A 21,443-nucleotide genomic window follows, 5' to 3' on the forward strand; every position below is an offset into this window, starting at 1 on the left:
GGACCCTTTGACTGAAAGTCCGTTCGGCGGGACGGAGGGAACGTTGGCGATTTGTCTGACATGAGGGCGTGCGCCGGACCGTGGGCTGGCGCATCTGCTCTCGGTGGTCCGCACTTTATGTCAGCCAAATCCGATAAAGATCAATCCGTTGCACGGGGATGACAAATGCGCCTGACCGCCGGGACGGTCCGGCGCACGCCCGGGCCACTTCGTGGCTGTTCCGGGCGGTTGCGCGATGTTCCCAACGTCCGCCATGGGCTCAAAGCAGCCCCTTAGCCGCGCAGCAACCGCCCCGCCTCACTTCTCGAAATCCAGCCCCGAAGGCACGCTCTCGGGAATACCGAGCCGTTTCGGATCGTCTTCGAGCGCTGCCAAAAAGGCCATCAGCGCGTCGATCTGGTCCGCGGCCAAGGTCCGGTCCTCGACCTCGATCGCCGAAAGGATCGCTGCGACATCGGCCTCATTGCCCATCACATCCCAATCCTTCTCCGCCACCTCTGGCGGCAGATCGGAGAGGGTGGCGTGGATCGGCTCGTAATGCATGAGCGCATCCCCGGGCGCCAGATGCGCCACCACGAAGGCCCTGAGGTCGCTATAGGCACCGGCGTGGCCATAGGGCGCGGTGAGGGTGACATTCCTGAGACTCGGGGTGCGGAAAGCATAGAGATCCTCGGCCTTGCCGGTCACCCGGAACCGCCCCTCATCGCGATGGCCGCGCTCGAAATCCAATGTCTTGCCCGGACCCAGCTGCGGTTGCCCCATGGCGTGAAAACCCTGATCGCTCTGGAACGGCCCGGAATGACAGCTGGAACAGCCCGCCTCGCCATAGAACAGCGCCATGCCCGCCTTGGCGGCATCGGACAAGGCCGCCTCATCGCCACGCAGATAGCGGTCGAATGCGCTGTCATCGGCGCGGTATTCGAACGCCATGAAGGCCGCGACCGCGTTGGAAATATCGGCAAAATAGATCGGGCGACCAAAGGCGATCTCAGGATAGGCCCGTTCGAACAGGCTCTGATATTCCGGGATCGCGGCGACGCGTTTGGCGATCAGATCCCAGGCGCCGCCCTCGCCGGAAAACCGCCCCTGACGAATGGCTTTCGAAAGCGGGTTCTCACTGACCTGCCCGCCCATCTCGTCGGGTGACATCACCGGAAAGGCCGCCTGCGTCGCCAGAACGCCGGAGACCGTCTCAAAGAACGGGTCCTCGATGGGCACACGCAGACGACCATCGACCATCTCGACCCGCCCGTCATGGAACATGCGGGTGAACTCCCTGGCCCCCAGATTGTAGAGCGCCGGTGCGTTGCGGGGCACCCGGTCCTCGGGCATGTTGTCGGCCACGGCGACGCGGTCCGGCCCCAACCCGTGCCCGCCTTCACCCATGCCGAGAGACAGCCCGTCCGATGTGCCGAGACGCGGATGGTGACAGGTAGAGCAGGAGATATTCTCATTGCCCGAGAGGATCGGATCGAAGAACAGCAGCTGGCCAAGCGCCACCTCGCCCGGCGTCACCGCCATGTAATCGCCATCCGTCACCGGCGCCGGCAGCTCGAGTGTCGCAAGATCAACAGCGGCGGCGGGACGCGCAACGGGCACGCTCGCCAGCATTGCCAGAAAGATCAGATCAGGACGCATATTCGACATAGGCGAAAGCCCTCCCATCCGGCGACCAGGACGGAACATTGATGGTCCCCTGCCCGCCGGTCAATTCGACCAATGTTGCCACCGGCTTGTCCTTGGCGGACCAGAGCCTGAGCGCCACATGCATGCCCGGCGGATGGCCGATCGTGCCTTCGGGATAGGCGAGATAGACCACATGTTCGCCATCCGGTGAAGGATGCGGGAACCAGTTGACCAGACCATCTTCGGTCATCCGTTCGAGATCCGCCCCATCGGGCCGCACCCGCCACAGCTCGGACGCGCCGGTGCGATCCGAGTTGAACCAGATCCAGTCCCCGTCCGCCGAGAAATCCGGCCCGTCGTAATGATGCGCGCCCTCGATGACACAGGTCTCCTGTGCCCCGTCGGGCTTGGAGGTGTAAATCCCGAACAGCCCCTCGCGCACCGCCGTGTAACAGATCATCCGCCCGTCCGGTGAAATCCCATGATACCACGACGGGCGTTTTTGTGTCACCTTGACAGGGTCCTCGTCTGAGCCGAGATCCTGACGCCAGATCTGCGCCCCGCCACCAAAGGTGTGGTCGGAGAAATACAGCACCTCGCCATCCGGCGAAATGCCATGATCATTGTTGAGCTTGATGCAGAGCCCGGTGTCGATTTCCAACAGTTCCGGTGCGTCCAGCTCGACCCAATACAGGCTGCCCTCGCCATTGACGACCAGCGCCGAACCGTCCGGCGTCCAGTTCGGCGCGGCGATCTCGTGCTCCGTCTCGAGCACGGGGAAAGCGCTCCCCTCATCGAGATCGTAGATCATCAGACGCGATACCCATGCCGCCATTCGGCCCCTCCCTCAAAAGGTGTCCCGATCAGGCTATACCGCCGGGAGGGGCGCGCCAATGACTTAAATCACAAGCGCTTACCCCGATGGTTACGCCTGCTCGCCGCGGCCTTCGGACGACCGCGCCCAGAGGTTGATATTGTCGACATCGGCGGCGGCATCGATGGCGGCAAGCTCCTCGGGGGCGAACTCCAGATTGCCGATGGCACCGACGCAATCGACGACCTGAGAGGGCTTCGAGGCGCCTATGAGCGCCGTGGTGATCCCCTCTTCGCGCAGCACCCAGGCAATCGCCATCTGCGCCAGGGTCTGGCCGCGCGCCTCGGCGATCTCGTTGAGCTTGTTCAAGGACACCACGGCGTGATCCGACAGGAGATGCGGGTCGAGCGACTTGCCTTGCGTGGCGCGCGAGCCCTCGGGCACGCCATGCAGGTATTTGCCGGTGAGCAGGCCCTGGGCCAGCGGCGTAAACGCGATGGAGCCGACGCCCAGGTCCTTGAGCGTGTCCTTCAACCCGTCGCGCTCGACCCAGCGATTGAGGATATTGTAGCTCGGCTGATGGATCAGACAGGGCGTGCCGAGATCCTTGAGGATCGCCACCGCCTCGCGGGTGCGCTGGGTGTTATAGGACGAAATCCCGACATAGAGCGCCTTGCCCTGACGCACGATGCTGTCCAATGCCCCCATGGTTTCCTCGAGCGGCGTCTCGGGATCGAACCGGTGCGAATAGAAGATATCGACATAATCGACGCCCATGCGTTTGAGCGACTGATCGCAGGAGGCCATGACATATTTGCGCGACCCCCATTCGCCGTAAGGGCCGGGCCACATGTCATAGCCGGCCTTCGACGAGATGATCAGCTCATCGCGAAGCCCGTGGAAATCCGTCTTCAGGATCTCGCCGAACGCCTCTTCTGCGCTCCCCGGCGGCGGGCCGTAATTGTTGGCGAGATCGAAATGGGTGATGCCGAGATCGAAGGCGGTGCGCAGGATGTCGCGTTTCACCTGATGCGGCGTGTCATGGCCGAAATTGTGCCAGAGCCCCAGCGACACGGCGGGGAGTTTCAGCCCCGAGTTGCCGCATTTGCGATAGACCATTTTTTCATACCGGTCCTCGGCGGGTGTATAGCTCATGATATCCTCCCTTGCTCTCTGTCCTGACAGTCTGCCGGCGTCACAGCCAGGTCCTGACAGTCTGCCGGCGTCACAGCCAGCTGTCGTAATCGCTCACCAGAAGGTGGAGCGGCGCCTCGTCCTCGTCAATGGACGAGAACCGCCCAATGGGGTCGCGGAAAATATTGTCGGTACGGTCGTCGTTCACATTGGACACTTCGCCGATGAGCACCTTGCCGCCCTCGCCCCAGAAGGCATGCCAATGCCAGGGCTCGAGCGTGACGCTCTCGCCGGGTGCGAGCGCCAGATGTTCCCCGGGCTGCAAAACCCGCATCTGCCCGTCGGTCATCACCTCGACCGGGGCGGCGGGATCGAGCGTGCCGTCCTCGGCACGGGTCCAAAGCTCAAGCACCAACGTGGCGCCGCCGCGGTTGATAATATCCTCGGTCTTCTTGATGTGATGATGCATGGGGCTGATTTGGTTCTCTTCCGAAATCAGCAGTTTCTCGGCATAGAGCGGCCCCATGCCCCGCGCGACATTGGCGGCATTGCCATTGCGCACGGTAAACAGAAACAGCCCGAGGTTCTCGTAATCGCCCTGACCATAGTCGGTGATGTCCCAGCCCAGCATGTGATCACGGATCATCGCGCCATCGCTGTTGACCCGGGCCTTCAAAGCCTCCGGATCGAGATAGGCAAAGGGCGGCATGATGAACCCGAAAGAGCGCATGAACGCGTCGGACTCGCGGATGATGTCATTGACGGTGGAGCGTTTCATTTTTGGCCTCCATAGCAGGCGGAATAGAGATCCCGGATCGAGAAATTCACTGGTGTATCAGTCTGATCCGGGGTGAAGGTGATCTTTGCCGGAAGCCCCGGCAAAAGCGAGATGGCATTGCCGGAGAAGCGACCGGGCTGATCGGCTTCGAGCGTGACGAAAAGCGCCAGCGCCCCGGCCTCCAGCGTGACGTCAAACACGCCATCTTTCTCCTTGATATTCATATCAATACCAGGATTCATAAGGTCATTTTCCTTCCAGGGGCGCGGGCAGTGGAAATCACCACCTCCGGCGACGCCCTCCGGCCCGTCGTATTGCCATGTGTAGACGTAGATTTCATCCTCTCGCAGCGTTCCGGCGGGCAGTTCGAACAGCTCCAGCGCTTTCGACGGCCAGGCCGAGATCACCGCATCGGCGAGCGGTCGGGCCGCGCCTGCCATATTCACCGCCGCCACCTGCACCGTCACATCAATATTCTCACCGAAATCATTGATAATTTTGAAGGAGTCTCCGGACTCTCCGGGCACAACCGCGACAAAGATCGGCGCATAAAAGCGCTGTGCCATGTGATGCGAAAGCTTCCAGCCGCCACCGTAATCGAGCGTCGACCAGGAGGCACAGGGCCATGTGTCGTTGAGCTGCCAATAAAGCGTGCCCCAGCAGCGGCCCTTTTGCGCCCGCCAGGCCGATATGGCGGTCTTGAGCGCCAGCCCCTGTTGCAGCTGCGACAGGTAGACCAGATCCTCCATCCGCTCCGGCAGGCGAAACTCGCGCATCATCGTGGCGATGATCCGCGCATTGCCGCCGACATTCTTCTGGTGGCTGTCCATCGCCGGAGACGACAGATTGCGATCGCCGAGATAGTCGTCGATCAGCGGCAGCGAGGGGAAGGATTGAAAGCCGAATTCGGAAACGAAGCGCGGCGCGACGTCGCGATAGGCCGCAAACGGTTTGTTCTCATGCCAGACGCTCCAGACATGCATGTCGCCGGAGCTGTCGTCATGCCAGGCGTCGCCGAAATCCATCGCCCCCAGAGAGGGCGAGGACGGCCACCAATTTGCTTTTGGATCAATGGCTTTGAGCGTGTTTTCGATGTGACGGTTGAGCCGATCATAGGCGACGAGATGATGATCGCGATTGGCTTTTGCCTCGGGGAATTCCTCGAGCATGCCGATGATCTCATTGTCACCACACCAGAGCGCCAGACAGGCATGATGGGAGAGCCGTTCGACCTGTTCCCGCACCTCCTCGGCGACATTCGCGATGAAGGCGTCATCTGTCGGGTAGAGATTGCAGGCGAACATGAAATCCTGCCAGACCATCAGGCCCAGCTCATCGCAGAGATCATAGAACCAGTCCGGGTCATAGCGGCCACCGCCCCAGACCCGGATCATGTTCATATGGGCCTCCACCGCCGATTGCAGGAGATCGCGCACCTTGTCGCGGCTGATCCGGCCGGAGAGCGCCTCCGCCGGGATCCAGTTCGCGCCCTTGGCAAAGACATCGCGGCCGTTGACGCGGAATTTGAACCCCGTGCCCTGATCGTCCTTGAGCGTCAGATGCTCGATCCGCCGGAGCCCGATCCGACGGTGGGCGGTCGCGCCGGCGCAGGTCACATCGAGATCGTAAAGCGGCTGGGCGCCCTGTCCTGCGGGCCACCAGAACTCGGGAATTTCGACGAAGAACTTCGCCTCAGCCCGTCCGCCGAGAACTTCCGTCTGCCGGCTCCGGTCGGCAAATCGCATGTCCACCTGCGTGCCATCCGGGACATTCTCAAACTGCGCGGTAACCGTGAGCGAGACGCTTTCGCTCTCGATGTCATGATGCTCCTGATCGACGCGGAGATGCGCGATCCTCGGCGCGGCGCGCGGCGCGATCCTGAGACCGCCGGTGACACCAAAGGGCGCCAGCGCCGGGTTCCAGTCCCAGCCGAAATCGCATTGCGGCTTGCGCAGCATGTTGATGTTGGGGATCGGGCAATTGCCCTTGTGATAGGGCACGTAGCGCGGCTGCGCGTCTTGGCGCGCCTGCGCCTCGCGAATGACCGAGCGAAACCGGAGCGAGATCTCGTTCTCGCCGATCCGCGCCACCTCCGAGAGATCGATCCGCCAGGTCCGAAACGCGTTATCGGCGGTCAGCAGATGCTGGCCATTCACCAGCACATCGACCACACCGTCGAGCCCAACGGCCACAAGCTCCACCGCGATGTCCTCAAGGACCACGGTCCGGCTGAGCAGCCAGTCGCGCTCGGCAATCCAGCGCAGCGCCTCGGCATTGCGGCCGGCATAGGGTTCGGGAGAGATCCCGGCCTCAAACAGCGCGGAAACCGAGTCGAATGGCAGATCGAGCATGACCGCATGCTCCCCCGCCGCATCGGCGAAACCCCAGCCTTGGTTCAACTCTACAGACATCGGTTTCACCTCTCTTCGTTCCGGGCGTCTTTCCGGCAGCGCCACAGTAAAGCGCTTTTGTTTGCGCAAACAAGTCATCCGGGGCAGAATATATCCGACTTATCCGCAAGGCGGCGTTGCGCCCGCGCCTCTCGACCCGGGCGCCGCGGCGGGCGACACTGTCGGTAATTTCGATCAGCTCTCGATTCGCCCACAAAGGGACACCGCCGTCATGGAAGACGCCCCCCGTCCGACGCTCAAGACGATTGCACAGATCACCGGGCTGACCATTGCGACGGTCAGTCGCGCCCTCAACGATGCGCCGGATATCGCGCAAAGGACCAAGGTCCGGGTGCGCGCCGTGGCCGATCAGATCGGCTATCTCCCGAACCGCGCCGGTCAGCGTCTGCGCACCGGCAAGACCCATGTGATCTCGCTTTTGCTGACCACCGAACCCGATATCATGAACCACACGGCGCAGCTGATCTCCGCCGTGGCCGAGGGGCTGACGGGCACCGGCTATCACCTTGTGGTCACCCCCTATGCGCCCCGGGGCGATCTGATGGCGCCTTTGAAAATGATCGTCGACACGCAATCCGCCGATGCGGTGATCCTCAACCAGACCCGGCGCGAGGACCCGCGCGTCGCCTATCTGATGGAAAAGCGCTTTCCCTTTGCCACCCATGGCCGCACGATCTGGGCCGAGGACCACCCGTGGTGCGATTTCGACAATCACGGATTTGCCGCGCTCGGGATGGAGGCGCTGGCACACCGGGGCCGGAAACAGGTGATGCTCATCGCCCCGCCGGCAGATCAGTTCTACGGCATGGAGGTTCGTCACGGCGCGAAAGAGGCCGCCGCCAAATATGGTCTGACGCTCGTGCCGATCGTGGGCGTCACGTCTGACAGCCCGGCGGCGCAGATCACCGAGGCGGTTCAGAGCCTACTCGCGACGCACCCCGAGATCGACGGCATCCTCTGTGCCTCGCCCATGGGGGCAATCGCGGCGATCAATGCCGCCGAAGCCCTCGGCCGACGCTTGGCGCAGGACATCGATGTTTTCGCCAAGGAAGCACTGCCGCTTCTGCGGCAATTCCGGCCCGAGACCCTGGCGCTGCATGAGGATGTCATCCGGGCCGGCGACGGGCTGGCCCGCGCCGCGATCCGGGCCATCGACACGCCCGACCTGCGCCCACTGCAGGACCTGCATCCCGCCAGATACGACGACCCGATGGGGGCGCCGCCGCAGTGCTGATCCCCGTGTCTCCGGTCAGCCCGTGACATCCGGTTGCGGCGCGCGCCGGGTTGACCTGTGGCGCTGGCACGCTAAACCCGCCGGGACGGCAACCGGCGGCTCAGGGAGCGCGAGGGAACTCATATGTATCAACGTCTTTCACATGCCATCGGCGCGCTGGCCCGGTTCACCGCGCTCGCGGGTGGCGCGGGCCTAGTCGCGGTGATCGGGATGACCTGTGTCTCGGTCAGCGGACGGGCACTCGATGGGCTGGGGCTCGGCCCGGTGCCGGGCGATATCGAGCTGGTGGAATTCGGCATCGGCTTTGCCGTCTTCACCGCCTTGCCCTATGCGCAATATGTCCGGGCGCATGCCCGTGTCGATCTGTTCAAACCGCTGTTTGCCCGCGCCCCGGGTCTCAACGGGGCGCTCGATCTGATCGGCGATCTGTTGATGCTGGCGGTGAGCGTGGTGATCGCCTGGCGGCTCTGGCTCGGCATGCTCGACAAGGGGGCCTATGGCGAGACCTCCTTCATCCTGCAGATCCCCATGGTCTGGGGCTACCGCGCCGCCATGGCGGCCATGACGGTTGCCGTGCTGGTCGCCGCGTTCTGCGTGCTGCGCTCTGCCCGCGGCCTGACCCTCGGCACAACGCAGGAAGGGAGTCTGACATGAGCCGTCTCGAGATCGGTCTCTGGTCCTTTCCCATCCTGCTTCTGCTGATCTTCCTGCGCATCCCGATCGGGGTGGCCATGGCCGTGACCGGCTTTGGCGGCGCCTATCTTCTGAATGGCAATGCGGTGATGATGCTGAGCCAGCTCAAGCATCTCACCTATGGCGAGTTCTCGTCCTACTCGTTCTCGATCATCCCGCTGTTCCTGTTGATGGGGCATTTCGCCACTTTGGGTGGCATGTCTTCCGGGCTGTTCAAGGCGGCGGAAACCTGGCTCGGCCATCGCAAGGGCGGGGTTGCCATGGCCGCCGTCGGTGCCTGCGCGGGCTTTGGCGCGATCTGCGGCAGCTCGCTCGCCACCGCCGCCACAATGGGCAAGGTGGCCTTGCCCGAACTCAAGAGCTACGGCTATTCCGGCCGGTTGGCCACCGGCGCCCTGGCGGCGGGCGGCACCTTGGGCATCCTCATTCCGCCCTCGGTCATTCTGGTGATCTACGCCATGCTGGCCGAGGAGAATATCGCCAAGCTTTTCGTTGCCGCCTTCGTGCCCGGCATCCTCGCCGCACTCGGATACATGCTCTGCATCTCGCTCTACGTGCGGCTCAACCCGGACAGCTGCGGCCAGCGCGACAAGGCGTCCTGGTCGGAACGTTTCGCCGCATTGGCCAGGGTCTGGCCGGTTCTGGTGATCTTCGCCGCCGTGGTCGGCGGGATCTATCTCGGGATTTTCACCCCCACAGAGGCCGCCGCCGTGGGCGCCGCCGGCACGGGGCTCGTCGCCCTGCTCTCTGGCGGGCTCAGCTGGCGCGGCATGGGCGAGGCCATTCTCGAGACCGCCGCCTCCACCGGCATGATCTTCCTCATCCTGATCGGTGCCAAGATCTTCAACAATTTCCTCGCGCTCTCCGGCGTGCCCATGGCGGCGGCGGAATGGGCGGGGGGGCTGAGCCTCAGCCCCTGGCTTTTGCTTCTGGCCGTGCTCGCGATGTATCTCGCCTTCGGCTGCATCATGGACAGCCTGTCGATGATCTTTCTCACCGTGCCCATTCTCTATCCGATCATGTCGGGGCTGGATTTCGGCCTGCCGCCCGGAGACTTCGGTCTCTGGTTCGGGATCATCGTGCTGATCGTGGTCGAGGTCGGGCTGATCACGCCCCCCGTCGGGATGAACCTGTTCATCATCAACGCGCTCGACCCGGAGGTGCCGATCTCAGAGACCTTCAAGGGCACCCTGCCCTTCGTGATCACCGATCTGATCCGTGTGGCGCTACTCGTGGCCTTCCCAGTACTGACACTGGGCTTGGTAAGGCTGATCTATTGACCGCTGGGAAGCTGCCGCCGATCCATCTCTGGGGCATCGACGCGCCCCTGGAGCCGCTGTCCGGCGGCCATCGCAACGCGGTGTTCCGCACCTCGGAGCTGTCCCGCGATCTGGTGTTCAAATCCACCCGCCGCGATGAGGCGCAGATCCGCTGGCTCTCGCCGGTTCTCGGCGCTGCCCAAGCGGCGGGCCTCAGCGTCGCCGCGCCGATCCCGGCGTTGGACGGGCGCTACGTGGCGGAGGGCTGGACCTGTGAGCCGCTGATCGAGGGCCGGCCGTTTCAACCCGACGAGCTGCCACAGATCGCGGAAAGGATCGACGCCTTTCACGCTGCGACGACCAGCCTGCCGCAACGCCCCGGCTTTGCCGCCGCTCATGACCTTCTGGCCATGGACAGCGGTGGCGATGTCACCCTCTCCGCCCTGCCCGTCGAACTCGCACAGCTCTGTCGCAAAGCTTGGCAGGGTCTCGCGGGATCAGACGGCCCGGACAGCCCGAACGGCGTGATCCATGGCGATCTCACAGCCGGCAATCTGATCCATTCGGAGACAGGCCCGGCGCTGCTCGATTGGGATGAGGCGCGGGTCGATCACCGCGCTTTCGACCTGATCCGCACGCATCCGGCGGACGCCACGGCGGCACAAAAGACCGCCGCGCTGGCCTGGGAAGTCGCGTGCAGCTGGGAGATCGAACCGGAGCATGCACGGATCGTCGCGCGGGTGTTGGAACGCCGGATCTAACCGTCCTTGCCCGCCTCGCTCAACCGCCCCAGCCAGCTCTCCAGAAGCCCGTCGAGCTGGGCAAATTCTTCGCCGCTCAACAGCTCGGTGAGGCGTTTTTGGGTGGCCACATGATCTTCGACGGCGCGGTCGATGAGGGCAAACCCCGTCTCGGTCAGCCCGACGATGGCACGGCGGGCGTCCTCCTTGTCGGAACGTCGCGCCACCAGCCCCTGCGTTTCCAGCCGGTTGATGCGATTGGTCACGGTGCCCGATGTGATCATCATCCGGGCCATCAGCTCGCCGGCGGTGAGCGCATGGGGCGGCCCCGCGCGACGCAGGGTCGCCAGAAGATCGAAACTCGCGGCGTTGAGCCCGTGGCGGGCAAAGGTCGCGTCCATCTCGCGGCTCAACAACCGCGCGACGCGCCCCATCCGACCGATCAACCCCATCGGCGCCGTGTCCAAGTCGGGCCGTTCGCTGGCCCATTGGGCGCGAATCTCGTCGAGCGAGAGCCCCTGATCTGTGCTGTTCTGTGCATCCATGCATAAATACCTGTCAGCAAATTATCTTGACGTCAAGATTTAACGATTTATCTTGACGTCAAGATAACAACCGCCCCTCATAAGACCGTTCCCGAAAGGACATGACCATGTCACGCACAGACCCGAAGCGCAGCGACATCGCGCTGACCGCCCTAGCCCCCACGATCTGGGGCGCCACATACCTCGTCACCACGCGGCTTTTGCCCGAGGGCGTGCCGATCACCGTGGCGCTGCTGCGCGCCCTGCCCGCGGGTCTTTTGCTGCTGCTCTTCCTGCGCCGTCTGCCGCCGCTCCATTTCGTGCCGAAGCTTCTGGTCCTGGGCGCGCTGAATTTCACCCTGTTCTTCACCTGTCTGTTCATCGCCGCCTATCGCCTGCCCGGCGGGGTTGCCGCCACCCTGGGCGCGACCCAGCCGCTGATCGTGCTGATCCTGGCGCGCATTGCCCTGCAAAACCCGATCCGACCGCTGGCGGTGGTGGCCGGGCTGGCGGGCATTCTCGGCGTCGCCTGTCTCGTGCTCTCGCCCGAGGCGCAACTCGACGCGACCGGGGTGATCGCCGCGCTGATCGGCGCGCTGTCGATGGCCACGGGCACGGTGATGAGCCGCAAATGGGCACCCGACGCCCCGGCACTGGTCTTCACCTCCTGGCAGCTGATCGCCGGCGGTGTGCTGCTCCTGCCGCTGGCGCTCACCATTGATCCGCCGCTGCCGCCGCTGACGCTGGCCAATGTCTCGGGCTTCCTGTTTCTCGGGCTGATCGGCGGCGCGCTGGCCTATTTCCTGTTCTTTCGCGGCATCGCCACAATCGGGCCGGAACGGGTCGCGCCGCTGGGCTTTCTCAGCCCGGTGACCGCGGTGCTTCTGGGCGTGTTCATCGCCCATGAGACCCTGTCGCCGCTACAGATGCTCGGCATGGCCTTGGTTCTGGGCTCGGTCTGGCTCGGGCAATATGCCCAGACCCGGACCGCGCGACCAAGGTTCAAACCGGCCTGAGGCAGCCCCTCTTCCAACCCGGTCCAAACAAAAACGCCCTCCCGGATCGGGAGGGCGTTCGTTTGTCGGTCTCTGTCGCGGGCGCTCAGGCCGCCTCGATCGGTTTCGGAGCCGAAGTTGCGGGCGGCGGTGTGGTGACATCGCCCAAGGCCTTCATCGCCGCGAACTGGCTGAGGAAGACCTGACCGGTCAGATCATGCAGGAAATGTGACTTCTGCAAACGGTCCATCACCGGGCCTTTGACCTCGGAGAGGTGCAGCTGAATGCCGCTGTCGGACAAGCGCCGGTTGATCTCCTCGAGCGTCTCGAGCGCCGAGGTGTCGATCTCGTTCACCGCCGGGCACATCAGCACGATGTGCTTGATCGCCTGATCGTCCGCGATGCGGTCGAGAATATAATCCTCGAGGAAACGCGCATTGGCGAAATACAGGCTCTCATCGACGCGGATGGTCACCAGCTCCGGCTTGGTCAGCACCTCGTGGCGCTTGATGTTGCGGAAATGCTCGGTGCCCGGCACCAGACCAACCTCGGCGACATGCGGCCGCGAGGTCTTGTAGAGATGCAAGCCGATCGACAGGATCACGCCCGAAGACACGCCGGTTTCGACACCGAAGCCCAGAGTGAGCAGGATCGTCGCCAGCACGGCGGCGAAATCGGCTTTCGAGTAGCCCCAGGTGGTCTTGAGGATGGAGAAATCCACGAGACTGAGCACGGCAACGATGATCGTCGCGGCCAGCGTCGCCACCGGCAAGAAATACAGAAGCGGCGTCAGGAACAACGCAGCGAGCGCGATGCCAATGGCGGTGAAAGCCCCGGCGGCGGGCGTCTCGGCACCGGCGTCGAAATTCACCACGGACCGGGCAAAACCGCCGGTAACCGGATAGCCGCCCGACACGGCGGCGGCGATGTTCGAGGCGCCGAGACCAATGAGTTCCTGATCCGGCACGATGCGCTGGCGTTTCTTGGCGGCGAGCGTTTGCGCCACAGAGACGGATTCCACGAACCCGATGATCGAGATCAGGATCGAGGCGCCGAACAGCTGGCCCCAGACATCGAGCGAGAATTTCGGCAGGGTCAAAGGCGGCAGGCCACGCGGCACTTCGCCGACGATCTTGACGCCGTGATTGTGCAGGCCAAGGACAAAGGTCAGAAGCGTGGTCACCACAACTGCGGCCACCGGCCCGGCCTTGGCGGCGATATCGGCCATGCGCGGGCTGACGCCCTTCTCGAGCAAGAGCGGCTTGAGGCCCTTGCGCACCCAGAACAGGAAGCTGGTCGCGGCGACACCGATCACCAGGGTGAAGAAATTGGTGCTGCCGATATTCTCCCAGAGCCCGATCAGACGTTCCGGCAGGGTGTGCCCGCCGGCAGAGATGCCGAAGATATGCTTGACCTGCGAGGCGGCGATCAGAATGCCCGAGGCGGTGATGAACCCGGCAATCACCGGGTGCGACAGGAAGTTGGCGAACACGCCCAAGCGGAAAATCCCCATCGCCAGGAGCACCAGCCCCGACAGGAAGGCGAGTGTGATGGCCGCGGCGGCATATTCCGCCGTGCCCTGAAGCGCCATGTTGCCCACGACCGAGGCGGTCATCAGCGACACCACGGCCACCGGGCCGACGGCAAGCGCCCGCGAGGTGCCGAAAATGGCATAGGCCACCAGCGGCAGGATCGAGGCGTAAAGCCCCATCTGTGCCGGCAGGCCGGCCAGAAGCGCATAGGCCAGCGATTGCGGGATCAGCATGATCGTCACGATGATCGCGGCGATACCGTCATTGGCGAAGGTGGAGGAATTGTATTTCGAGCCCCAGTCGAGAATGGGGAGGTAGCGCTTGAGGCTCTTTGGATCGAACGACACCGGTTCTGTCCTTTCTGTATGCGGGCGGGAGGAGATGAGGGGGACGTTTGACCGCCCCCCTGCCCATGTGTTTTCGAGGCTTACTTGGCCGCGACTTTCTCAGGTTTGATCAGCCATTCCTTGCCGCGCAGCATGGCTTTCCAATAGACCGGCGGCAGGATCTGTTCCTTGAGCCACCAGGCCTTGCGGGTTGCCTTGGTGCCGTCGAGCGCCCATTTCGGGAAGGACGGCAGAAGCACCCCGCCATAGCCGAACTCGGCCAGAACGATCTTGCCCTTCTCGACGGTCAGCGGGCAGGAGCCATAGCCGTTATAGGCGGCTTCCGGCCCCTTGCCGTCGATATCGGCGGCGACATTCTCGGCCACCACGGGGGCCTGGAACCGCGCGGCCGCGGCGGTTTTCGCATTCGGCGCGTTCATCACATCGCCCAGCGACCAGATATTGTCGAATTCCTTGTGGCGCAGCGTGACCTGATCGACATCGACCCAACCGGCGGCATCAGCCAAGGGCGAGACGCGGATGAAATCGGGCGCGACCTGCGGCGGCACCACATGCAGCATGTCGAAATCGACGGTGATCTCGGAGGGATCCGTGTCCGGCATGGCCACCGTGAACGTGGCCTTTTTCGCCGCGCCGTCGACCGATTTGAGATTGTGGAAGAAGTTCAGATCGATGCCGTAGCGGTTCACATAACCTTCGAGCGCGGGCACGTAATCCTTGACGCCGAAGAGCACACCACCGGCGTTCATGAACTGGATATCCATGTTCTTCAACACGCCCTGCTGTTCCCATTCATAGGCCGAAAGATACATCGCCTTTTGCGGCGCGCCGGCGCATTTGATCGGCATCGGCGGCTGGGTGAACACGGCCTTGCCGCCCTTGAGCCCCTTCACCAGTTCCCAGGTGTAGGGCGCGAGGTCATAGCGATAGTTCGAGGTCACGCCGTTCTTGCCAAGCGTCTCGGTGAGCCCTTCGATCCGGTCCCAATCGAGCTTCAGACCCGGGCAGACGATGAGGCGGTCGTATTTCACAACCCGGCAGCCATCGAGGATCACCGCGTTGTTCTTCGGCTCGAAAGCCGCAACGGCGGATTTGAGCCAATGCACCCCGCGCGGAATGAGCGAGCCCATGGTCTTGGCAGTGGTCGAGGGTTCGAACACGCCGGCCCCGACCATGGTCCAGCCGGGCTGGTAGTAATGGATATCCGCCGGATCGATGATGGCGATCTCGAGATCGGATTTACGCGATTTCAGCGACGAGGCCACGGCGACACCGGCGGCACCGCCGCCCACCACGACCACATCGAACTTGGCATCCTCGACCGAATCCGTCGGGGTGACGCCGCCATTGGCGATGCGCCGCGCCACGCCGGTCATGTCATAGCCCGCCGCCTTGGTGGCGGCCAGGATATCGACCACGGATTTCTCCTTGGCCATGGCCAGAGACCACAGCGTGGTGGTGCGCGTGCCGGTACGGCAATAGCCGAACACCGGCCCGGGCAATTCGGTGAGCGCCTGACGGAAAGCGGTGGCGGTCTCTTCGGTCACGATCCCCGGGGTCACCGGCAGGTAGCGGAATTCCAGACCCTCGGCGGCGGCGGCCTCGGCCATTTCCTCGTGGGTCGGCTGATCCGATGCTTCGCCATCCGGGCGGTTGCAGACCACGGCGCGGAACCCGCGCCGCTTCAGCTTGGCAATATCTTCAAGCTGGATCTGTCCCGAGACGGACAACCCGTCGGTGATCTTCTTAAGTTCCATCTATGCGTCTCCTCGCGATTGGGCGCGCACCGGACCCTTGCCGGTCGTGTCCCGAAAACCGAATGCGCCTTTGGCGCGTTTGGGCGGGACATAAGAGACGCAGATGCCCTCTTATCCCGCCAGGTAGGGTCTCAGACCCGTCATGTCATAGCCGGCCCCAGCGGCCTGGCCGATCACCTCATCGGCCTCCATCAGACCTTTGCGGGACAGCGCCCAGGCGGTGGTCGAACGGGTGCCGGAGCGGCAATAGGCAAAGACCGGGCCCTCGAGCTCGGCCAGTGCCCGTGTCGTTTCCTCGATCAGGTCCGGGGTGAATTGACCCGGCATGATCGGCAGGTAGACGAAATTCAGACCGGCGGCCCTGGCGGCCTCTGCCATGACATCGGAAGACAGGCTGTCGGCCACTTCCATATCCGGGCGGTTGCAGATCAGGGTCTTGAACCCTTTCTCCTTGATCACGGCGATATCCTCGGGGGTGATTTGATCGCTTGCGGTGATCGCGTCGTTGATCTTGTTGAATTCCATCTCTTGGCTCTCCTGATGTGCGTGGAACCGCCCTGCCCTTTGGGTCTGGACGACCCGGAGGACGGTTCCCGCGACATCAGAAGAAATGCCTCAAAGACCGTTCACCGGAACTTTCAGGAAGGTCTTGCCATCTTGATCCGGCGGGGGCAACTCGCCAGCACGCATATTCACCTGCAAAGACGGGATAATCAGCCGCGGCATGGCCAGTTGTGCGTCGCGCTCGGTGCGGAACTTGACGAAATCGTCTTTCGACTTGCCGCCGCCGACGTGGATATTGTTCTCCTTCTCGGCGCCAACGGTGGTTTCCCATTCGATGTCGCGGCCATTGGGGCCGTAATCGTGGCACATGAAGAGACGCATCTCGTCCGGCAGGGCCAGCACTTTCTGGATCGAATCGTAAAGGATGCCGGCATCGCCGCCCGGGAAGTCGGCCCGCGCCGAGCCGCCGTCGGGCATGAACAGCGTGTCGCCGGTAAAGGTCGCGTCGCCCATGGTGTGAACCATGCAGGCCGGGGTATGACCCGGGGTGTGCATCGCGAAACAGGTCATGCCGCCCACCGTGTAGGTGTCGCCATCCTTGAACAGGCGGTCGAATTGCGAGCCGTCGCGCTGGAATTCGGTGCCTTCATTGAACACCTTGCCGAAGGTCTCCTGCACCGTGACGATATGTTCGCCGATGCCGATCTTGCCGCCGAGCTTGTCCTGGATATAGGGCGCGGCCGAGAGGTGGTCGGCATGGACATGGGTCTCGATCAGCCACTCGAGCTTGAGACCTTCCTCCTTGATGTACTTGATGATCTCATCGGCGGATTCATAGGTGATCCGACCGGCGGCGTAATCGATGTCCATGACGCTGTCGACAACAGCGCAGGCATCGGAGGCCGGGTCCTTGACCACATAGGAAATGGTCCAGGTGGCCGGGTCGAAAAACGCCTTTACGTCGGGTTTCACCGACATGTCGACGGGGTAGTTGGACGCCATATTGCTTTCTCCTCTGTAGAAGACCGGAACCGAAGCCCCGGCCCTTTGCGGCTTGCGCCGCGTGTCAGTTTGCTCAGGTGGCACGGCGCGCCACGCGGGACGCCGTAAACCTCATCATGAATTTGGCCGCGAAAATCCCGGCCACAAGTGCGACAAAGAAGACCCAGACCGCCGGATCGAAGGTGCCGAGCGCCGGCAGCGCCCCGCCCGGGCAGAAGCCGGCAATGCCCCAGCCGACACCGAAGACCAGCGAACCGCCGACCAGTTTGGCATCGATCACGCGCGAGGTCGGCACGATGAACTTCGGCTCAAAGGCCGGGGTCTCGTAGCGTTTGAACAGCCAGCGGTAGCCAAAGAAGGACACGGTCACGGCACCGCCCATCACGAACATCAGGGACGGGTCCCAAACGCCGAAGAAATCGAAGAAATTCAGGACTTTCTCAGGGTTCGCCATGCCGGACATGGAAATTCCGAGACCAAAGATCAGGCCGATCACATAGGTGAGGATGAGTTTCATCTTATTCTCCTGCGATCACGTGGCGGATGACATAGACGGTCACCGCGGTGGCGGCCATGAAGCTCAGCGTCGCGACGATCGAGCGCGGCGACAGGCGCGACATGCCACAGACCCCGTGGCCGGAGGTGCAGCCGGAGCCATAGCTCACGCCGATGCCGACGATGAAACCGCCGACCATCAGCGCGCTGGAGGTGACCGGCACATTGACCGCCGGGAAATGCCCGGTGAACAGCGCATAGAGCAGCGGTCCGGTCGCCATGCCGGCGAGCAGAACCGCGCGCCAGGCCCAGTCGGACGAGTTCGCCGGGGTCAGAAACCCGGCCAGAATCCCCGTCGCACCGAAAATCCGGCCCTGAAAGGCCATCAGAAGCACCGCGGCAGTGCCGATCAGCATGCCACCGAACAGCGAGGCGAAAGGTGTAAACTCCGTCGGAACGATTTCCGTGATCATTGTGAAGGCCCTCCCAAGAATAGGGCCCGGATGTGGGTCCAGATCGTCATTGTGCGTTTCCTCTTAAATGCGGTTTGACCGCTTGATTAAAGAACAACCTATGCGGGTCGGCGCCGCGCTGTCGGTGAGTTTGTCACAGAGCGCCGGATGAAATGCGGTTTCCCGCTCATGCGCCTGGTATGAGACCCGGTCTGAAACCGGCGATGAGAATTGTGCCTGGCGGGCGTCTGTACTTGTATATCTGTGGCTTGAATAAATGCTCTGAGATCAGAATAGTAAGAGCCATGTTCGTAAATATCGTAAACGCGCTCGGCGGCGTCGGTCTTTTCCTGTTCGGGATGATCTGGCTGACCGATGGTCTCAAGGAGCTGGCCGGCCCGGCCCTGCGCCGCGCCCTGGCGCGCTTTACCCGCACGCCTCTGAGCGGCGCGATGACCGGCGCGGTGAGCACGGCGCTGATCCAATCCTCGAGCGCCACCACCGTGACCGCCGTCGGCTTTGTCAGCGCCGGGTTGCTGAGCTTTCCGCAGGCGCTCGGCATCATCTTCGGCGCCAATATCGGCACCACCGCGACCGGCTGGATCACCGCCATCCTCGGGTTCAAGCTCGATCTCGGCGAGATTTCCCTACCGCTGATCTTTCTCGGCGCCCTGGCCCGGATGTTCGGCGGCCCGCGTCTCAGATCCGCCGGCATGGCGCTGGCGGGATTCGCGCTTCTGTTCCTGGGCATCGAGGTGATGAAATCGAGCCTCGCAGGGTTCGAGGGGCTGATCACCCCTGCGGATTTTCCACAAGACAGTCTCCTCGGTCGTCTCGCCCTGATCCTGCTCGGCGCGCTGATCACCATTCTGACGCAATCCTCGAGCGCCGGTGTCGCCACCGCGCTCGCGCTTCTGGGCGCCGGCGCGATCAACCTGCCACAGGCCATGGCGATGGTGATCGGTATGGATGTCGGCACCACGGTGACCGCTGCGCTGGCCTCTCTGGGCGGTTCGGTGGCGGCGCGGCGCACCGGGCTGTCGCATGTGATCTACAATCTGCTGACCGGTGTGATGGCGTTTTTCCTGCTCACCCCTTACAGCGCGCTCATCGCCCTGCCCGGCTTGCAGCTCGATCCGCAGATCGCGCTCGTCGCCTTTCATTCCAGCTTCAACATCCTCGGGGTGGTGCTGATCCTGCCGTTCACCCGGCCCTTTGCCCGGCTGGTCACGGTGCTGGTGCGCGACAAGGGATCGGCGCTCACCGCCGCACTTGGCAAGGAATTGCTGAGCGATCCCGCGCTGGCCTTCGAGACTGCCAACAGGACGCTGGAGCGGCTGGTCCGCGCACAATTCGCCGATCTGGCGCTGCGCGTGCGTGACCCGGAACCTTCGCGCACCGACGAGGCGCGTCTGAGGAGCCTGCGCGAGGCGCTTTCCGAGCTGCGCGGCTTCATCGATGCCATTCCACAAGGCAAGGATGACGCAGCCCGGGCGGCACAGCGCGCCTCGATGCTGCATATTCTCGATCACCTGGACCGGTTGCATTTTCGCTGCATGCAGGATGATCCGATCGCCGAACTGGGCAAGGAGCACCGGCTGCGGCGGCTGAGCCGGGTGCTCGCCGATGTCGCGGCGCGCTGCGAGACCGAAGACGGGCTGACTGCGACCGAAAGCCGGTTGAAAAAGCTCAGGCGCCTGATGCGGCGCCAACGCGAAATCTATCGCATCGACACCATGTCACGCGCGGCAAGGAGCGGCATGCCGGCAGAGGCCCTGAGTCTGAGGCTCGAGGCGATGCGCTGGCTGCACCGGGTGAGCTATCACCTCTGGCGGATCAGCTTTCACATGGTGAAACTGCAGGAAGGCCGTGCCCCCGCCTCGCCGCATCGCGAAGCGGCGATGGATGTTCTGACGGATTAGACCGCGGGATCAAAGGCGCGCTTGGTCGCCCTTAATCACGCTTAGTCGCGCTTGGTCACCCTTAGTCGCCCTGTGCATCGGCGCGGGACTTGCCCGCCACATCCATGGCGAGAGTCGCGGCCATGAACTTGTCGAGATCGCCGTCCAACACGCCCTGGGTATCCGAGGTCTCGTGATTGGTGCGCAGGTCTTTGACCATCTGATAGGGCTGCATCACGTAAGAGCGGATCTGGTTGCCCCAGCCGGCCGAGCCCTTGTTCTCATGCGCCTCGTTGATCGCGGCGGAGCGTTTCTCGAGCTCCAATTGATAGAGCCGCGATTTCAGCGCTTTCATGGCGATGTCGCGGTTCTGGTGCTGCGATTTCTCGGAGCTTGTCACCACGATGCCGGTCGGCGCGTGGGTGATCCGCACCGCCGAGTCGGTGGTGTTGACGTGCTGACCGCCCGCCCCCGAGGAGCGATAGGTGTCGATGCGGATGTCGGCCGGGTTGACCTCGATCTCGATATTGTCATCGACCACCGGATAGACCCAGACCGAGGCAAAAGAGGTCTCGCGCGTGCCCTTGCCGAAGGGCGAAATCCGCACCAGACGGTGCACGCCGCTCTCGGATTTCAGCCAGCCATAGGCATTGTGACCGGAGATCTTGTAGGCCACGGATTTGATCCCGGCCTCGGAGCCGGCTTCCTCGGATTGCAGCTCGACCGTGTAGCCCTTTTTCTCGGCCCAACGGACATACATGCGCTGCAACATCGAGGCCCAGTCGCAGGCCTCCGTGCCGCCGGCGCCGGCGTTGATCTCCAAAAACGTGTCATTGGCGTCGGCCTCACCGTCCAGAAGCGCTTCGAGCTCCTTCTCGGCGGCGGTCTCGCCCAGGGCCTTGAGCGCCTCCTCGGCCTCGGTGATGACCTCCTGGTCCTCTTCCATCTCGCCCAGCTCGATCAGCTCGATATTGTCCTTCATATCGGTTTCGAGGTTCTCGGCGGTCTTCATCGCATCCATCAGGAGCTGACGATCACGCATCAGCTTCTGGGCGCGTTCCTGATCGTCCCAGAGCGTCGGGTCCTCGATCATCGCATTGAACTCTTCCATGCGATGCGGCGCAGTCTCCCAATCCATCCGCTGTTTCAAGAGCGCCACGGATTTTTCGATCTTGGCCACGATATTCTGAATTTCAGCGCGCACGGGACATCACCTGTCTTGGGTCTTTTCGGAAGTTCGCAGAG

19 protein-coding genes are annotated in these 21,443 nt (G+C 63.2%); 6 read left to right on the forward strand and 13 right to left on the reverse strand.

The window, feature by feature from the left end:
• Positions 1–297: 297 nt before the first annotated feature.
• From BM151_RS05615 to BM151_RS05635, 5 genes are all read right to left on the reverse strand, one after another.
• Complete coding sequence (locus BM151_RS05615; RefSeq protein ID WP_090058735.1) at positions 298–1,638, reverse strand: cytochrome-c peroxidase; 1,341 nt, start codon at positions 1,636–1,638, stop codon at positions 298–300.
• The gene (locus BM151_RS05620) at positions 1,628–2,461 is read right to left on the reverse strand and encodes a TolB family protein (RefSeq protein WP_090058738.1); all 834 of its coding nucleotides are present in this window, start codon (positions 2,459–2,461) and stop codon (positions 1,628–1,630) included. The genes BM151_RS05615 and BM151_RS05620 overlap by 11 nt, the downstream gene beginning before the upstream one ends.
• Positions 2,462–2,551: 90 nt before the next feature.
• Positions 2,552–3,595, reverse strand: coding sequence for an L-glyceraldehyde 3-phosphate reductase (gene mgrA, locus BM151_RS05625; RefSeq protein WP_090058740.1), 1,044 nt, complete (start codon positions 3,593–3,595; stop codon positions 2,552–2,554).
• A gap of 70 nt (positions 3,596–3,665) precedes the next feature.
• Entirely contained in the window at positions 3,666–4,352 is a 687-nt protein-coding gene (locus tag BM151_RS05630; protein WP_090058743.1) for a D-lyxose/D-mannose family sugar isomerase, read from the reverse strand.
• On the reverse strand, positions 4,349–6,763 hold the full coding sequence (locus BM151_RS05635; RefSeq protein ID WP_090058744.1) for a beta-mannosidase: 2,415 nt from the start codon (positions 6,761–6,763) through the stop codon (positions 4,349–4,351). The genes BM151_RS05630 and BM151_RS05635 overlap by 4 nt, the downstream gene beginning before the upstream one ends.
• 211 nt (positions 6,764–6,974) lie before the next feature.
• Between BM151_RS05635 and BM151_RS05640 the strand changes: the two genes are divergently transcribed.
• The 4 genes from BM151_RS05640 (at position 6,975) to BM151_RS05655 (ending at position 10,710) form a co-directional block, all read left to right on the forward strand.
• Positions 6,975–7,997, forward strand: coding sequence for a LacI family transcriptional regulator (locus BM151_RS05640; protein ID WP_090058747.1), 1,023 nt, complete (start codon positions 6,975–6,977; stop codon positions 7,995–7,997).
• A gap of 123 nt (positions 7,998–8,120) precedes the next feature.
• Positions 8,121–8,651 carry a TRAP transporter small permease gene (locus tag BM151_RS05645; RefSeq protein ID WP_090058749.1) on the forward strand — a complete coding sequence of 177 codons (531 nt, stop codon included), beginning with the start codon at positions 8,121–8,123 and terminating at the stop codon, positions 8,649–8,651.
• A complete protein-coding gene (locus BM151_RS05650) occupies positions 8,648–9,970 on the forward strand; it encodes a TRAP transporter large permease (RefSeq protein ID WP_090058753.1) in 1,323 nt (440 codons plus the stop codon). Before BM151_RS05645 ends, BM151_RS05650 begins: the two co-directional genes overlap by 4 nt.
• Complete coding sequence (locus tag BM151_RS05655) at positions 9,967–10,710, forward strand: phosphotransferase enzyme family protein (RefSeq protein WP_090058755.1); 744 nt, start codon at positions 9,967–9,969, stop codon at positions 10,708–10,710. The genes BM151_RS05650 and BM151_RS05655 overlap by 4 nt, the downstream gene beginning before the upstream one ends.
• Here the strand turns inward: BM151_RS05655 and BM151_RS05660 are convergent.
• On the reverse strand, positions 10,707–11,234 hold the full coding sequence (locus BM151_RS05660) for a MarR family winged helix-turn-helix transcriptional regulator (protein WP_090058758.1): 528 nt from the start codon (positions 11,232–11,234) through the stop codon (positions 10,707–10,709). The two genes, BM151_RS05655 and BM151_RS05660, sit on opposite strands and share 4 nt — an antisense overlap.
• 107 nt (positions 11,235–11,341) lie before the next feature.
• On the opposite strand from BM151_RS05660, the gene BM151_RS05665 reads away from it, so the two are divergent.
• A complete protein-coding gene (locus BM151_RS05665; RefSeq protein ID WP_090058760.1) occupies positions 11,342–12,229 on the forward strand; it encodes an EamA family transporter in 888 nt (295 codons plus the stop codon).
• Positions 12,230–12,314: 85 nt separating this feature from the next.
• Here BM151_RS05665 and BM151_RS05670 read toward each other — a convergent pair whose 3' ends face one another.
• The 6 genes from BM151_RS05670 to BM151_RS05695 all read right to left on the reverse strand — a co-directional run bounded on the left by BM151_RS05670 (position 12,315) and on the right by BM151_RS05695 (position 18,318).
• A complete protein-coding gene (locus BM151_RS05670; protein ID WP_090058762.1) occupies positions 12,315–14,087 on the reverse strand; it encodes a SulP family inorganic anion transporter in 1,773 nt (590 codons plus the stop codon).
• Positions 14,088–14,167: 80 nt separating this feature from the next.
• On the reverse strand, positions 14,168–15,844 hold the full coding sequence (locus BM151_RS05675; protein WP_090058764.1) for a bifunctional protein tyrosine phosphatase family protein/NAD(P)/FAD-dependent oxidoreductase: 1,677 nt from the start codon (positions 15,842–15,844) through the stop codon (positions 14,168–14,170).
• Positions 15,845–15,955: 111 nt separating this feature from the next.
• Complete coding sequence (locus BM151_RS05680; protein ID WP_090058766.1) at positions 15,956–16,369, reverse strand: protein tyrosine phosphatase family protein; 414 nt, start codon at positions 16,367–16,369, stop codon at positions 15,956–15,958.
• 90 nt (positions 16,370–16,459) lie between these two features.
• Positions 16,460–17,350, reverse strand: a complete 891-nt coding sequence (locus BM151_RS05685) for an MBL fold metallo-hydrolase (protein WP_090058768.1) — start codon at positions 17,348–17,350, stop codon at positions 16,460–16,462.
• 73 nt (positions 17,351–17,423) lie between these two features.
• Positions 17,424–17,867, reverse strand: coding sequence for a DUF6691 family protein (locus tag BM151_RS05690; RefSeq protein ID WP_090058771.1), 444 nt, complete (start codon positions 17,865–17,867; stop codon positions 17,424–17,426).
• 1 nt (position 17,868) lies between these two features.
• Entirely contained in the window at positions 17,869–18,318 is a 450-nt protein-coding gene (locus tag BM151_RS05695) for a YeeE/YedE family protein (protein WP_090058773.1), read from the reverse strand.
• 284 nt (positions 18,319–18,602) lie between these two features.
• On the opposite strand from BM151_RS05695, the gene BM151_RS05700 reads away from it, so the two are divergent.
• On the forward strand, positions 18,603–20,219 hold the full coding sequence (locus BM151_RS05700) for a Na/Pi cotransporter family protein (RefSeq protein ID WP_177213030.1): 1,617 nt from the start codon (positions 18,603–18,605) through the stop codon (positions 20,217–20,219).
• 61 nt (positions 20,220–20,280) lie between these two features.
• On the opposite strand, the gene prfB is transcribed toward BM151_RS05700, so the two are convergent.
• Positions 20,281–21,402, reverse strand: coding sequence for a peptide chain release factor 2 (prfB, locus tag BM151_RS05705; RefSeq protein WP_090058779.1), 1,122 nt, complete (start codon positions 21,400–21,402; stop codon positions 20,281–20,283).
• Positions 21,403–21,443 lie beyond the last annotated feature (41 nt).

Source organism: Celeribacter neptunius, assembly GCF_900113955.1.
Lineage (GTDB): Bacteria > Pseudomonadota > Alphaproteobacteria > Rhodobacterales > Rhodobacteraceae > Celeribacter > Celeribacter neptunius.